This is a genomic window from Haemophilus sp. HMSC066A11, from assembly GCF_001811665.1.
Taxonomy (GTDB): Bacteria; Pseudomonadota; Gammaproteobacteria; order Enterobacterales; family Pasteurellaceae; genus Haemophilus; species Haemophilus influenzae.
Window position 1 is genome coordinate 1 of record NZ_KV805873.1, and the last position, 14,454, is coordinate 14,454.

Annotated in this window: 13 protein-coding genes and 1 pseudogene; 10 read left to right on the forward strand and 4 right to left on the reverse strand. The window is 38.1% G+C overall.

Features of this window, described 5'->3' with window-relative positions:
• Nucleotides 1-238, forward strand: a pseudogene (locus HMPREF2813_RS06530) (adhesin); the annotation flags it as partial.
• Nucleotides 239-315: 77 nt separating this feature from the next.
• Here HMPREF2813_RS06530 and yccS read toward each other — a convergent pair.
• Complete coding sequence (yccS, locus tag HMPREF2813_RS06535) at nt 316-2,472, reverse strand: YccS family putative transporter (RefSeq protein WP_048946781.1); 2,157 nt, start codon at nt 2,470-2,472, stop codon at nt 316-318.
• A 67-nt stretch (nt 2,473-2,539) separates the two neighbouring features.
• Nucleotides 2,540-3,205, reverse strand: a complete 666-nt coding sequence (locus HMPREF2813_RS06540) for a curli polymerization inhibitor CsgI-related protein (protein ID WP_014550667.1) — start codon at nt 3,203-3,205, stop codon at nt 2,540-2,542.
• Nucleotides 3,206-3,402: 197 nt separating this feature from the next.
• Between HMPREF2813_RS06540 and sohB the strand changes: the two genes are divergently transcribed.
• From sohB to HMPREF2813_RS06585, 9 genes are all read left to right on the forward strand, one after another.
• A complete protein-coding gene (gene sohB, locus HMPREF2813_RS06545; protein ID WP_005689720.1) occupies nt 3,403-4,464 on the forward strand; it encodes a protease SohB in 1,062 nt (353 codons plus the stop codon).
• A 282-nt stretch (nt 4,465-4,746) separates the two neighbouring features.
• On the forward strand, nt 4,747-5,325 hold the full coding sequence (rsxA, locus tag HMPREF2813_RS06550) for an electron transport complex subunit RsxA (RefSeq protein WP_005654147.1): 579 nt from the start codon (nt 4,747-4,749) through the stop codon (nt 5,323-5,325).
• An 87-nt stretch (nt 5,326-5,412) separates the two neighbouring features.
• Complete coding sequence (rsxB, locus tag HMPREF2813_RS06555) at nt 5,413-5,994, forward strand: electron transport complex subunit RsxB (RefSeq protein WP_005650033.1); 582 nt, start codon at nt 5,413-5,415, stop codon at nt 5,992-5,994.
• On the forward strand, nt 5,995-7,950 hold the full coding sequence (gene rsxC, locus HMPREF2813_RS06560; protein WP_005688001.1) for an electron transport complex subunit RsxC: 1,956 nt from the start codon (nt 5,995-5,997) through the stop codon (nt 7,948-7,950).
• A gap of 4 nt (nt 7,951-7,954) precedes the next feature.
• Nucleotides 7,955-9,031 carry an electron transport complex subunit RsxD gene (rsxD, locus tag HMPREF2813_RS06565; protein ID WP_048946782.1) on the forward strand — a complete coding sequence of 359 codons (1,077 nt, stop codon included), beginning with the start codon at nt 7,955-7,957 and terminating at the stop codon, nt 9,029-9,031.
• Complete coding sequence (rsxG, locus tag HMPREF2813_RS06570; RefSeq protein WP_014550666.1) at nt 9,031-9,654, forward strand: electron transport complex subunit RsxG; 624 nt, start codon at nt 9,031-9,033, stop codon at nt 9,652-9,654. Before rsxD ends, rsxG begins: the two co-directional genes overlap by 1 nt.
• Nucleotide 9,655: 1 nt before the next feature.
• Nucleotides 9,656-10,363 carry an electron transport complex subunit E gene (locus HMPREF2813_RS06575; protein ID WP_005689725.1) on the forward strand — a complete coding sequence of 236 codons (708 nt, stop codon included), beginning with the start codon at nt 9,656-9,658 and terminating at the stop codon, nt 10,361-10,363.
• Between the two features lie 121 nt (nt 10,364-10,484).
• Nucleotides 10,485-11,120: an endonuclease III gene (gene nth / locus HMPREF2813_RS06580; protein WP_011272750.1), complete on the forward strand. Its 636-nt coding sequence runs from the start codon at nt 10,485-10,487 to the stop codon at nt 11,118-11,120.
• 58 nt (nt 11,121-11,178) lie between these two features.
• Nucleotides 11,179-12,552: a sodium-dependent transporter gene (locus tag HMPREF2813_RS06585; protein WP_005654380.1), complete on the forward strand. Its 1,374-nt coding sequence runs from the start codon at nt 11,179-11,181 to the stop codon at nt 12,550-12,552.
• 23 nt (nt 12,553-12,575) lie between these two features.
• Here HMPREF2813_RS06585 and modC read toward each other — a convergent pair whose 3' ends face one another.
• Together modC and modB are read right to left on the reverse strand one after the other, a co-directional pair.
• A complete protein-coding gene (modC, locus tag HMPREF2813_RS06590) occupies nt 12,576-13,631 on the reverse strand; it encodes a molybdenum ABC transporter ATP-binding protein ModC (protein ID WP_005689729.1) in 1,056 nt (351 codons plus the stop codon).
• On the reverse strand, nt 13,618-14,346 hold the full coding sequence (modB, locus tag HMPREF2813_RS06595) for a molybdate ABC transporter permease subunit (protein WP_005658215.1): 729 nt from the start codon (nt 14,344-14,346) through the stop codon (nt 13,618-13,620). The genes modC and modB overlap by 14 nt, the downstream gene beginning before the upstream one ends.
• Nucleotides 14,347-14,454 lie beyond the last annotated feature (108 nt).

Genomic DNA, 14,454 nt, shown 5'->3' on the forward strand with positions numbered 1-14,454 from the left:
TGAAGGTCTGTTTAAACGCTTAGGACTACCAGAATGGCTGATAGCCGACACACGAGAAACATATATTGAATGTGCTTTGCGTCTAGCAGAAAACCATCAAGAACGCCTTGAACTCCGTCGTTACATCATAGAAAACAACGGCTTACAAAAGCTTTTTACAGGCGACCCTCGTCCATTGGGCAAAATACTGCTTAAGAAAACAAATGAATGGAAGCGGAAGCACTTGAGTAAAAAATAACGGTTTCTTAAAGTAAAAGTGCGGTTAATTTTCAAAGCGTTTTAAAAACCTCTCAAAAATCAACCGCACTTTTATATTTATAACGCTCCCGCGCGCTGACAATTTATCTCTTTCTTAAAATACCCATAAAATTGTGGCAATAGTTGGGTAATCAAATTCAATTGTTGATACGGCAAACTAAAGACGGCGCGTTCTTCGGCAGTCATCTCTTGTTTTTCTAATTCTTTTAAATGTGTTTCGATACTTTCTTGCTGTTGGTTAAAAATAGCTTCGGGTATTTCTTCAATGTGTTCTAAGGTATAGATAATTTTCTTTGCCACAGGATAAAAACCAGATAAAAATTGTGCGGTCTGTTGCAAATTTTTCATTCTGTCGCGATAAGCTCCCAGTGCTGAAATATAGCTTAATAGAGAATAATTAAGTTTGAGTAAATCAAAACCTTTCTGTAAATATGCCTTATATTTCACTGGTTCATTATTCATATTGGAAAGTGTTGTACTCAGTGCGGCTGCATATTGATGCGCATTGCGACGTGCTATGCGATATTTAAGATCGTCACTTTTACCAAATTGCAATTGACTAATAATATGCAATAAATACACCGCATCACTCCGCAATGCTTGATGACTCACTTTATCAAGTTGCAAATATTTCCAATCTGGCCATAAGTAAGATACGGCAAACCATGAAATCGCGGCACCAAGCAAAGTATCGAGTAAACGAGGCATCAACGCAGCTGCCGTATCAAATCCCATGACATCAAAACTGAGCAATACTTGTAGTGTGATGAAAAAGGTCGAGAAACTATAATTATTACTACGGAAGAAAAAGAACAAAGTACTTGTGAGCACCACAAGACCCTGTTTTAATTCTAAGGTTGGATTTAAATAAGGTAATAGAGACCCTACCACTACGCCTAATATCGTGCCAATAATACGCTGACGTAAACGTACTTTAGTTGCAGAATAGTTTGGCTGGCACACAAATACAGTGGTCAATAAAATCCAATAACCAAGATTAAATTGGAAAAACTCAACAATTGCACAGCACAGAAATACCACAATAGATAAGCGTACCGCATGTCGGAACAACGGTGACTCAAAAGTAAAATGGCTAAAAATCACCGCACTTATATTTTTTAACCCAGTGATTTGTTCCGTATGAATTTGAGCTAATTGTTCTGTATCCGTCGTGTCTTGTGCTAATTGGCGAAGTTGCCAGTTGATGCTTTGTAAATTATCTAACAAGGTTTGGATATCAATCAGTTCATCTTGATCATTAAGATGTTGTGCTCGATATAGTTCAAAGGAATGCAAGGTGCCTAAAAGCGCACGTTCCACACGTTCATTAAAATGATAAGGTTTATTTTCACGTAAACTCGCCGTGATTTCTTTACAGGATTGTGCTTGTAGTTCTAACAAACGTTGAATACGGAAAATCAAATCTGTATTTTTTAGTTTTTCCGTTATTTGTTGATAATCAAAATGCGTAGAATTGGTGCGCTCATGAATGTCTTGTGCGGCAAAATAGTAACGTAACATTCTCTGGGTACGAGGATGGCGATGTTGCCCTCTAATACGATAAAAAAGTGCGGTACGCACAATATTAAATGCCGTGACAACATTCGCATTTTTCATCGCGAAATTAAGATGTTTTTTTTCAATCTCAGCCACTTCGTCAGGATCAAAAAAACAGGATTTGGTATCTAAATATTCGCCCAACGCACAAAACGCTTTAGCGACACTTTCTTGCACGGGGCGATTTGGGAAAAACAGGTAAACAATCAGAGTTACCACGCTATACAGCAAGGTACCGCATAAAATCATTACAGGGTTAATAAACCATACATTTACCTCTGGGATATAAGTTAATGTGGTGTAAAGCGCAACCACTAATGAACCGAAAGCAATGGTGCTATAACGCTGCCCCACGGCACCAATCATAGTGAAAATAAATGTCAGCACCGTCATTAACACAATATATTGGATAGGCTTGCCAATATGTAACTGCACAATAAAGGAAGAAATAGAAAAGGCAATAAGGGTAAAAAATACGTTTTTCAATCGTCCAGTTAAACGGTTATCCAAATCCACCAAACCACCTGCAATGATCCCTAGAATCAAAGGCATTGATTGCGAAGAAATATCAAAAAACCATATTCCCACTGCCGCAATATTTACGGCAATAAAAACAGGAATTGTAGAAATTACTTTAGTATTTAACCGAATATTCATTTCAAATCCTTATCAAAATAGAAAAGTGAGCAACAAGGCTCACTTTTTATTATATAAAGTGCGGTCATTATTTATGGGATTTTGCCCAGTTTAAGAAACGTGTTTGAGTTTCTTTATCCGCTTGTTGGAACCAATATTGAAGCTGTTGCTCTGCAACGTTTTCGCCCTGAACAACCACTTTTCCTTTATTCGCTTTTGCATTACCTGCTGGCGCAGCAACCATTGAATTAGCAGAAGTTGTTGCAGTAAATTTAGAAACTGATGCTGCTGCACCAGACGCATTATATTCAGCAAGATCATTTAGCACATTACCACTTGGGAATAAACCTTCTTGTTTTAACACATCCACTTTCGCTGAAATAGCATTACCTGATTTTGTTTTCACAGTAATATTTGGCATTTGATTGAATTTATCGCCACTATCAAGATTACGAATAGCTGGTGCGGAAATAACTAAATCTTCAGCATTACCTTGAAATGTCACAATCACAGGATTAGATTCAAAAAGAGATTGATTCGATCCTGAACCAACAATTTCATTTAAACGCACAACAACCTGATGGCTTTGGGTATCATCTACAGTAAATGTCTTAGCTTTTCCGAGAGATTTAGAGGCTTTTTGACCATCAATCGCTAAAAACTCAAGGTTAGATGACGTAGAAACCATTCCAGCAAAGGTTGCCGTACTTGTGCATAATGTGGCAAGACCTAATACAACAGCGCGTAATTTCATAATTGCTCCTTTGGTATAAATGAAATACTCGCTTATGCTATGCCAAATTAGCCAAAATGAAAATAAAAAGTAAGAATTAATTTAAAATTTTTTGTTATAAATAGCACAAACAATCACAATGTTTTATTATGTTGGCGATCTACACACTAAACCAGTGTCGTGAAAATTTAATCCATTAAATATCAACGGGAGTAACAATGTTGAACGATATTTTAACAGGCTATGGAATTTTTATTCTGGAAATTTTAACAATTTTATTACTCATTCTTGCTATTGTTGGTTTGATTATTTCTTATCGCCAACATAACAAGTCTAAAGTGGGAGAATTAGAAATTAAAGATTTATCAGAAGAATTTAATGAACAAGTTCGTTTATTACGTGATTTTAATCTTTCTGAAGAAGAACAAAAACAACGCACTAAAGCTGAAAAAAAAGCGGAAAAACAAAATGCTAAAAAACGCAAAGAAAAATTGAAAAAAGGCGATACTTTAGAAGATGAAAAGAAAGCTTGCGTATATGTATTAGATTTTTGCGGCGATATTTCAGCCTCAGAAACAACCGCACTTCGTGAAGAAATTTCAGCAATTTTAAATGTAGCAAAACCAGAAGACGAAGTATTACTACGTTTAGAAAGCCCTGGTGGCATTGTGCATAATTATGGATTTGCAGCCTCTCAATTGTCTCGCTTAAAACAAAAAGGCATAAAATTAACTGTTGCCGTTGATAAAGTGGCTGCAAGTGGCGGTTATATGATGGCTTGCGTTGCCGATAAAATTGTATCCGCACCTTTTGCTGTTATTGGTTCTATTGGCGTTGTCGCTCAAATTCCAAATGTTCATCGACTATTGAAAAAACACGATGTCGATGTAGACGTAATGACTGCGGGCGAATTTAAACGTACAGTGACCGTATTGGGCGAAAATACGGAAAAAGGCAAACAAAAATTTCAACAAGAATTGGAAGAAACACATAAATTATTCAAACAGTTTGTCTCACAAAATCGCCCTTGCCTAGATATTGATAAAATCGCAACAGGCGAACATTGGTTTGGACAACAAGCCATTGCATTACAACTTGTAGATGAAATCTCAACGAGTGATGATTTAATTTTGGAAAAAATGAAAGAAAAACAGGTGCTTAATGTTAAATACCGTTTAAAAAAATCCCTAATAAAAAAATTCGGACGACAAGCTGAAGAAAGTGCAATTAATATCATTCATCGTTATAGTACAAAACAGTCTAGAGACTTTATGTACTAAACATTTATCCACAAAAAAAGAAGTTTTTATTTCTATGTTTACAAGACAAATCTTTGTCATTAAGATACTCGCCGATCTTTAGGGGTTTTATTATATTTAATTCATAAATCAAGTTGAGTATTGTTAATCCAAATATTACGCAGCTAATCGTTTAAATGATTAGCTGCGTTTTTTATTTTAATAACAAAATCGCAACTTACCATTTCCCCTTAGCAAAATTTTCTATTGTTCTTGCTTCCATAAATAGGGATAATAACGCCCCTATTCAAAAGGCAAAAAATAATGACGCACTATATTTTATTGATTATCGGCACCGCATTAATTAACAATTTTGTATTGGTAAAATTCTTAGGTCTTTGCCCTTTTATGGGTGTATCCAAAAAAATTGAAACGGCTGTGGGAATGGGATTAGCAACAATGTTTGTTTTAACTGTTGCTTCCCTTTGTGCATATTTGGTCGATCACTATATTCTAATTCCCTTAAATGCCACTTTTTTACGTACATTAGTGTTTATTTTAGTTATTGCTGTAGTGGTGCAATTTACCGAAATGGCAATAAACAAAACAAGTCCAACATTATATCGTTTACTCGGCATTTTCTTGCCTTTGATAACTACAAACTGCGCAGTACTTGGTGTCGCATTATTAAATGTAAATCTCGCTCATAATTTAACAGAGTCTGTCGTTTATGGTTTTGGTGCATCTCTCGGCTTTTCCTTAGTATTGGTACTTTTTGCCGCGCTTCGTGAACGTTTAGTCGCCGCTGATATACCTGCCACTTTTCGCGGTTCAGCCATTGCTTTAATTACCGCAGGCTTAATGTCCCTCGCTTTTATGGGATTTACAGGACTTGTAAAATAATAAAATGATTTACCTTTTAATGATAATAACTCTGTTAATTTTATTTATTGGGTTCTCTCAGTATTTTTCAGGAAAAAGAAAGAAATAATGACCTTTTTATTCATCGTAATTACGCTACTCGCTTTAATTTTCGGTGCGATTTTGGGCTTTGCATCAATCAAGCTCAAAGTGGAAGCTGATCCTGTCGTAGAGAAAATTGATGCTATTTTACCGCAAAGCCAATGTGGGCAATGTGGTTATCCTGGTTGTAAGCCTTATGCTGAAGCCATTTGCAATGGCGATGAAATCACAAAATGTATTCCAGGTGGTCAAACAACTATCGTAAAAATTGCCGAAATTTTAGGGGTTGATGTACCAACAATGGAGGGCATAGAAGAACCTATCGAGAAAGTTGCTTTTATTGATGAAAATATGTGTATTGGCTGCACAAAATGTATCCAAGCCTGTCCCGTTGATGCCATTATTGGTACAAATAAAGCAATGCACACGATCATTCCCGATCTTTGTACAGGTTGCGAGCTTTGTGTTGCGCCCTGCCCGACAGATTGTATTTTAATGATTCCCGTGAAAAAAAATATTGATAATTGGGATTGGAAATTTGATGCAAAACTCGTTATTCCAGTAATGAATGTCGATGGCTCTGAAAAAAAATTGGTTGTGGGGGAATAAATGGCGGACGTATTATCTCGTTTCAATTCCGGTAAATTATGGGATTTCAAAGGTGGAATTCATCCACCAGAAATGAAATCTCAATCTAATTCACAGCCATTACGCCATCTGCCTCTCGGCACGGATTTTTACATTCCACTCAAACAGCACCTAGGAACAACAGGCAATCTTTTAATAAAAGAGGGCGATTACGTCTTAAAAGGACAAGCCTTAACAAAAGGCGATGGCTTGCGTATGTTGCCAGTTCACGCGCCCACTTCTGGCACAATTAAATCGATTAAACCTTATGTTGCCACGCATCCTTCAGGTCTTGATGAACCCACAATTCATTTACAGTCGGATGGTTTAGATCAATGGATCGAACGTAATCCTATTGATGATTTTTCAACGCTATCGCCAGAACAACTTATTCACAAAATCTATCAAGCAGGTATAGCAGGTTTAGGCGGTGCAGTATTCCCAACTGCTGCCAAAATTCAGTCAGCAGAGCAAAAAGTCAAACTCTTAATTATCAATGGTGCAGAATGTGAGCCTTATATCACTTGTGATGATCGTCTTATGCGTGAACGCGCTGATGAAATCATAAAAGGCATTCGTATTTTACGTTATATATTGCACCCTGAAAAAGTTGTCATTGCCATTGAAGATAACAAACCAGAAGCCATATCGGCAATCCGCAATGCACTACAGGGAGCAAATGATATTAGCGTTCGGGTTATTCCAACAAAATATCCTTCAGGTGCTACCAAACAACTGATTTATTTGCTCACAGGGATAGAAGTGCCAAGCGGTGAGCGTTCATCCAGCATTGGCGTATTAATGCAAAATGTGGGAACAATGTTCGCAATAAAAAGAGCAGTTATAAATGACGAGCCTTTAATTGAGCGTGTTGTCACCCTTACTGGAAATAAAATCGCTGAAAAAGGCAATTATTGGGTGCGTCTTGGCACACCCATTTCCCAAATATTGAGCGATGCGGGCTATCAATTTGACAAGCATTTTCCTATATTTGCAGGTGGGCCAATGATGGGGCTAGAGCTTCCAAACCTAAATGCGCCTGTGACAAAACTTGTCAATTGTTTACTTGCGCCAGATTATCTTGAATATGCCGAACCTGAAGCAGAACAGGCTTGTATTCGTTGTTCTAGCTGTTCTGATGCCTGCCCAGTAAATTTAATGCCACAACAACTTTATTGGTTTGCGCGCAGTGAAGATCACAAAAAATCGGAAGAATACGCTCTCAAAGATTGTATTGAATGTGGAATTTGCGCCTACGTATGCCCAAGCCATATTCCTCTAATTCAATATTTCCGCCAAGAAAAAGCTAAAATCTGGCAAATAAAAGAAAAACAGAAAAAATCAGATGAAGCCAAAATTCGCTTTGAAGCAAAACAAGCACGGATGGAACGTGAAGAACAAGAGCGTAAAGCACGTTCACAACGTGCAGCACAGGCTCGCCGTGAAGAATTAGCACAAACTAAAGGGGAAGATCCAGTCAAGGCGGCACTCGAACGCTTGAAAGCGAAAAAAGCCAATGAAACAGAATCAACGCAGATTAAAACACTAACCTCAGAAAAAGGAGAAGTTTTACCTGATAACACAGATTTAATGGCACAACGTAAGGCACGCCGTTTAGCTCGTCAACAAGCAGCATCTCAAGTCGAAAACCAAGAACAACAAACTCAACCAACCGATGCGAAAAAAGCGGTTGTTGCTGCAGCGATTGCTCGTGCAAAAGCAAAAAAACTTGCACAAGCAAATAGCACCAGCGAAGCTATTTCAAACTCTCAAACCGCAGAAAATGAAGTAGAAAAAACAAAAAGTGCGGTAGAAAAAACACAAGAAAATTCAACCGCACTTGACCCTAAAAAAGCAGCCGTAGCCGCCGCCATTGCTCGGGCAAAAGCGAAGAAACTGGCAAAAACACAAACAACATTAGAAAATAATCAGGAATAAAATAATGTTTAAAATGGTTAGCTCCCCACATACTCATTCAGGAAAACTCACTGCGCGTATTATGCTTTGGGTCATTTTGGCAATGATGCCCGCTTTTTTCACGCAAATTTATTATTTTGGATTTGGCGTGCTGCTTCAATCCGCATTAGCCATTGGTACGGCAATCATTGCGGAATTTATTGCAATAAAATTACGAGGTAAAAAACCGCTCAATTATCTTTCAGATTTCAGCGTAGCCCTGACTGCGTTAATTTTGGCAATGGCTATTCCACCTTATGCACCTTATTGGGTCATCATCATTGGAACACTCTGTGCAGTTTTATTAGGTAAACAGGTTTATGGGGGTTTAGGGCAAAACCCATTCAATCCCGCGATGATTGGCTATGTAATTCTTCTAATTTCATTTCCGTTACAAATGACAACTTGGATGCCACCAATTAATTTATTACAGGAACCACCGACTTTTTCAGATGCATTTTCATTAATATTTTCAGGCTTAACCACGGATGGATTTACCCTTTCACAACTTACACATAACATTGATGGAATCACCCAAGCAACGCCTTTGGATAGCGCAAAAATTTTCTATAAAAGTCACAATCAATTAAGTGATTTTTATGAATTAATTAAACTGCCGATTTTTATGGGTAATGGAACCGATTTTGCTCAAGGCTGGTGGCAAATCAACGTGGCTTTCTTAGCGGGCGGAATTTTCCTTATTTTAAAACGCATTATTCACTGGCAAATTCCAGTGGCGATGCTTGTCACCTTTTTCTGTTTAGCCACTGCGACCGCTTTTACTGGTTTCACGCATTTAAGTGCGATTAGCCAACTCGTTAGTGGCGCAATGATGTTTGGTGCATTTTTTATTGCAACAGATCCTGTCACAGCCTCCATTACACCACGCGGAAAAATTATTTTTGGCGCATTAGTGGGGTTATTTGTTTATCTCATTCGTTATCACGGAAATTATCCAGACGGCGTGGCATTCGCCATTTTATTAAGTAATATTTGCGTCCCACTTATCGATCATTACACACGTCCGCGCGTATCTAGTTATCCAACAAAAGGAAGAAAATAATGGGTACAGTAAAAATCACATCGCGTTATGGCATATTGTTAGGCTTTATTGCCCTACTTTGCACAATAATTTCTGCAGGAATTTATTTCCTAACCAAAGATAAAATTGATGCGGTAATCGCAGCACAACAGCGAGAATTACTTCTACAAGTTATCCCACAAGATTATTTCAACAATAATTTGCTAGAAAGTGCGGTTATTCCTCAAGATAAAAATTTTGTGGGTATCCAAAAAATTTATTTTGCGAAAAAAGATGGAAATATTTCTGCCTATGCCTATGAAACCACCGCACCAGATGGTTACTCTGGTGATATTCGCTTGCTTGTGGGATTAGATCCGAAAGGCGAAGTGTTAGGCGTACGAGTAATCGAACATCACGAAACACCAGGCTTAGGCGATAAAATTGAACGCCGAATTTCTAACTGGATTTTAGGTTTCACAAATCAATCAATTAATGAACATAATTTAAGCGAATGGTCGGTAAAAAAAGATGGCGGAAAATTTGATCAATTTTCTGGTGCAACCATTACACCTCGCGCAGTGGTTAATCAAACTAAACGCTCAGCATTAATCATGCTAAATAATCAAGCCTTGTTACAACAGCTTTCAACACAAGTGAAATAATATGACAGATTTAACTGAAAAAAATACCGCACTTGAAGAAGAAAAAATAGAAAGTGCGGTTGAAAATCAACAAAAATCCATCTGGAAAGAAATTTTTGCTCAAGGAATTTGGAAAAATAACCCTGCGGTTGTTCAACTTCTCGGGCTTTGTCCACTTTTAGCGGTGTCTAGCACCGCCACCAACGCGCTTGGTTTGAGTTTAGCAACAATGCTTGTACTCACTTGCACAAATACGGTCATTTCCCTTTTCCGTCAATATATTCCTAAGGAAATCCGTATTCCAATCTACGTGATGATCATTGCAACCACAGTAACAGCGGTTCAACTTTTAATGAATGCTTACACTTATACGCTTTATCAATCACTGGGGATTTTTATTCCATTAATTGTGACCAACTGTATTATTATCGGTCGCGCAGAAGCATTCGCCTCAAAAAACAGCTTACTCCATTCCATCTGGGATGGGTTTTCAATGGGATTAGGAATGGCACTTAGTCTAACCATACTCGGCGCATTACGTGAAATTATTGGACAAGGCACTATTTTTGAGGGCATAGAAAATCTATTCGGCGAACAAGCAAAATTTTTAACGCACCATATTTACCATACAGACAGTAGCTTTTTACTTTTCATTCTGCCACCAGGCGCATTTATAGGCTTAGGCTTGCTCCTCGCCATAAAAAATCGAATTGATAATGTAAAAAAATAAAGCAACCAAATCTTTCCTTCCCCTGCTTGCGGGGGAAGGTGTCACGAAGCGACGGAAGGGGGCTTACAGTCTTCTAAACAGATAATTCCAATAAATTAAATAGGCTAATTTCTACAAAAATATGAACAAAACAAAAAGAATCGAAATACTCACAAGATTACGAGAGCAAACCCCCCACCCGACCACAGAATTACAGTATAATTCGCCCTTTGAATTATTAATTGCGGTCATTCTATCGGCACAAGCAACCGATAAAGGCGTGAATAAAGCAACAGAAAAACTATTCCCCGTGGCAAACACGCCTCAAGCGATTTTAGATTTAGGATTAGATGGTTTAAAAAGCTATATTAAAACTATCGGTCTTTTTAATAGCAAAGCAGAAAATATTATCAAAACTTGCCGTGATTTAATTGAAAAGCACAACGGTGAAGTGCCCGAAAATCGCGAAGCCTTAGAAGCATTAGCTGGTGTGGGTAGAAAAACAGCCAATGTTGTGCTAAATACGGCATTTGGTCATCCAACTATTGCGGTAGATACCCATATTTTCCGTGTATGCAATCGCACTAATTTTGCAGCGGGTAAAGATGTGGTAAAAGTGGAAGAAAAGCTGCTTAAAGTCGTGCCTGATGAATTTAAAGTGGATGTTCATCATTGGTTAATTTTACACGGTCGATACACTTGTATCGCACGTAAACCACGTTGCGGATCTTGCATTATCGAAGATCTTTGTGAATATAAAGAAAAAGTTGAATTTTAATTTTGCGGTAAAACAGCCTAATTATTTACCGCACTTTTTATTAAAAATAGGATAAAAAATGACAACAAACAATAAACAGCGACAAACTTGGTCGAGCCGCCTCACTTATGTAATGACGGTCGCAGGCGCAACGGTCGGTTTCGGTGCAACTTGGCGTTTCCCTTATCTTGTGGGTGAAAATGGTGGCGGTGCTTACGTTCTACTTTTCTGTATCGCAATGATTGTAATCGGTATCCCAATGATTTTAGTTGAAAACGTGATAGGTCGCCGTTTACGTGTAAATTCCATTGATGCGTTCGGCGATAAAATTCTCGACAAAGGAAAAGGCATTTCTAAATATTGGAAAATATTAGGTTATATGGGCTTACTCGGCGCATTTGGCATTATGGCGTATTATATGGTGCTTGGTGGTTGGGTTATTTCTTATATCATTAGCCTAATCAGCGGTACATTAGACATTTCAACCCCCATCACAAAAGACATTGCCAAAAATTTCTACGATCTTCATATCGGCAATAGCCCTTATGAAATTATATTCTACACCCTCTTATTTGTTATCGTGAATTACATTATCTTGGCAAAAGGTATCATTGGTGGAATTGAACGTTCAGTAAAATATTTAATGCCATTACTATTTATCTTCTTAATTGGAATGGTAATTCGCAACGTAACATTACCGGGCGCAATGGAAGGCATTACATTCTATTTAAAACCTGATTTCAGCAAAATTACCCCACAATTATTTATCTTCGTTTTAGGGCAAGTCTTCTTCGCATTAAGCCTTGGTTTTGGTGTATTAATTACCCTTTCCAGTTACTTAAATAAAGAAGAAAACTTAATCCATACTGCAGTTATTACAGGTTTCACCAATACAATTATTGCTGTACTTGCTGGCTTTATGATTTTCCCCTCACTTTTCACTTTTGGGATTGAACCAAACGCAGGGCCAACTTTAGTATTCCAAAGTTTACCTATCGTATTTTCTCACTTATGGGCAGGTAAATTCTTTGCGATTATCTTCTTCGGCTTATTATTAATTGCTGCGCTGACTACTTCCATCACAATTTATGAAGTAATCATTACAGCATTACAAGAAAAGCTCAGAATGCGCCGTGGCAAAGCCATTGTCTTAACCCTTAGTGGCATTTTTCTATTAGGCAATATCCCTGCAATTTTAGGCGATAATCTATGGAAAAACGTAACCATTTTCGGCAAAAGCATTTTTGATTTCTACGATTACGCCAGTGGAAATATTCTCTTTATGCTGACCGCTCTTGGCTGTGCTATTTTCGTTGGTTTCGTGTTAAAAGATGAAGCCAAAAAAGAACTTTCTTCAACAAAATATTCAACTTTCATCAAAATTTGGTTTAACTACGTGAAATTTGTTGTACCCTTGATCATCTTAGTTATCTTTATCAGCAACCTGTTCTAAAAATTAAAAATGCGGTAAGGCGACTACATCACCGACACCGCTTTAATTTGAACATAGACATCTTGCCCAACAGCAAAACGTAGTTCATTTTGCGCCCATTTACTGATACTTGCCCAAATCTTATTCCCTTCCACTAATACGGCAAGATCCACTCGAGAATCTTGTATCTCAATTTGTGTAATCTTGCCACGTAAAATATTACGAATGCTTGTTTGTTCTGGCTTTTGCAGTATGATAGAAACATCTGAACTATAAATACAAACTAGCACTCGCTCGCCTACATTCGCGGGTACTTGATGAATCCAAAGTGCTTGTTCGCCTAGCGAAAGTGCGGTCATTTTATAAGGTGGATTATGCAAATGAACAGGCAAGGCAAGTACACTGCTCTGTTCGTTTTCCCCTTTCCAAGGGGCAAAAATAGGGCTATTCCAAATTTTTTCTACGCTGTCATAGGCTTGCACAATGCCGTTTTCCATCAATACGACCCGATCAGCTAAACGCAACAGTTCGTCCAAGCTATGTGTAACATATAAAATCGGGATATTAATTTCTTTAGAAAGACGTTCCAAATATTGCATTAGCTCGCGTTTGCGGGGAACATCAAGGGCAGAAAGTGGTTCGTCCATCAGTAAAATATCAGGATCAGTCAGCAGCGCACGCCCTATTGCCACACGTTGTTTCTCTCCGCCAGAAAGCGTAAGCGGATAACGCTTTAATAAATGAGTAATACCGAGAAGATCGACAATATAGTTAAAATCATCTTGCGAGACATGTTTCATGCCATAGCGCAAATTACCTTTCACAGTGTAGTGAGGAAATAAACGCGCATCTTGGAATACATAGCCAATTTTACGCAAGTGGGTCGGCAATGATTCTTGGCTTTCCATATCCACTAAAGTGCGGTCATTTAAACGGATGAATCCTTCATCTGGTTGTATCAATCCACTGACTAGATTAATCAGCGATGTTTTGCCTGAGCCAGACAAACCGAAAATGGCGGTTACGCCTTGATCTGGCACTTGTATATTCGCTTGCAAGGCAAGTTTCCCGAGCTGTTTTTTCACATTAATTTGCAACATTTCCTTGTCCTAATTTTTTCTGCATTCGCTTGCTCAACCATTCAGACAGTAACAAAGAAATCAATGAAAGAATGATAGCAAATAAACATAAGCGAGCAGTTTGTTCTTCTGCTGCGGGTGTTTGAATAAAAGAATACATCGCAAGGGGAATCGTTTGAGTTTCGCCTGCAATGTTCGATACAAAGGTAATGGTCGCGCCAAATTCCCCTAATGATCGTGCAAAACCAAGCACGAGTCCAGCTAAAACCCCAGGTAAAGAAAGCGGCAAGGTTATTGTAAAAAATACACGCCAAGCGGAAGCACCGAGTGTTTGCGCCGCTTGCTCCAATTTAATATCAATATTTTCTAAAGAAAGTCGAATCGCGCGAACAACCAATGGAAAGGCCACCACGGCAGAGGAAAGCACCGCACCTTTCCAACTAAAACCAAAAGATAAGCCAAACCACTGATATAAATACTTGCCAATGAAACCATTGCGCCCCATTGCTACAAGTAATAGATAACCGATAACCACTGGTGGCAACACTAAAGGCAAATGAATTACGCCAGTAATCAGAGATTTGCCATAGAAGTTTTTGCGCGCTAAGAGCCACGCCACAAAAATGGCTAACGGCAAACTCCAAAGCATAGAACTGACTGCAACACTCAGGCTTAAATTAATTGCTGAGATTTCCATTGGCGTCAGATTGAAAAATGAAAAAAATTGGGTAAGCAAAATGAATCCTTATCTAAATAGCCTCTCTTTAAATCCCTTGTTTATGGGAATATCCCACATTGATGAGAGGTAAGATGCTCTATAATAACAAAAGGGCAGAAATATCCG

What these genes read in the sequence shown, in the direction of transcription:
- yccS (WP_048946781.1), bottom strand. Translation starts at nt 2,472, where the DNA reads ATGAATATTCGGTTAAATACTAAAGTAATTTCTACAATTCCTGTTTTT.
- HMPREF2813_RS06540 (WP_014550667.1), bottom strand. Translation starts at nt 3,205, where the DNA reads ATGAAATTACGCGCTGTTGTATTAGGTCTTGCCACATTATGCACAAGT.
- sohB (WP_005689720.1), top strand. Translation starts at nt 3,403, where the DNA reads ATGTTGAACGATATTTTAACAGGCTATGGAATTTTTATTCTGGAAATT.
- rsxA (WP_005654147.1), top strand. Translation starts at nt 4,747, where the DNA reads ATGACGCACTATATTTTATTGATTATCGGCACCGCATTAATTAACAAT.
- rsxB (WP_005650033.1), top strand. Translation starts at nt 5,413, where the DNA reads ATGACCTTTTTATTCATCGTAATTACGCTACTCGCTTTAATTTTCGGT.
- rsxC (WP_005688001.1), top strand. Translation starts at nt 5,995, where the DNA reads ATGGCGGACGTATTATCTCGTTTCAATTCCGGTAAATTATGGGATTTC.
- rsxD (WP_048946782.1), top strand. Translation starts at nt 7,955, where the DNA reads ATGTTTAAAATGGTTAGCTCCCCACATACTCATTCAGGAAAACTCACT.
- rsxG (WP_014550666.1), top strand. Translation starts at nt 9,031, where the DNA reads ATGGGTACAGTAAAAATCACATCGCGTTATGGCATATTGTTAGGCTTT.
- HMPREF2813_RS06575 (WP_005689725.1), top strand. Translation starts at nt 9,656, where the DNA reads ATGACAGATTTAACTGAAAAAAATACCGCACTTGAAGAAGAAAAAATA.
- nth (WP_011272750.1), top strand. Translation starts at nt 10,485, where the DNA reads ATGAACAAAACAAAAAGAATCGAAATACTCACAAGATTACGAGAGCAA.
- HMPREF2813_RS06585 (WP_005654380.1), top strand. Translation starts at nt 11,179, where the DNA reads ATGACAACAAACAATAAACAGCGACAAACTTGGTCGAGCCGCCTCACT.
- modC (WP_005689729.1), bottom strand. Translation starts at nt 13,631, where the DNA reads ATGTTGCAAATTAATGTGAAAAAACAGCTCGGGAAACTTGCCTTGCAA.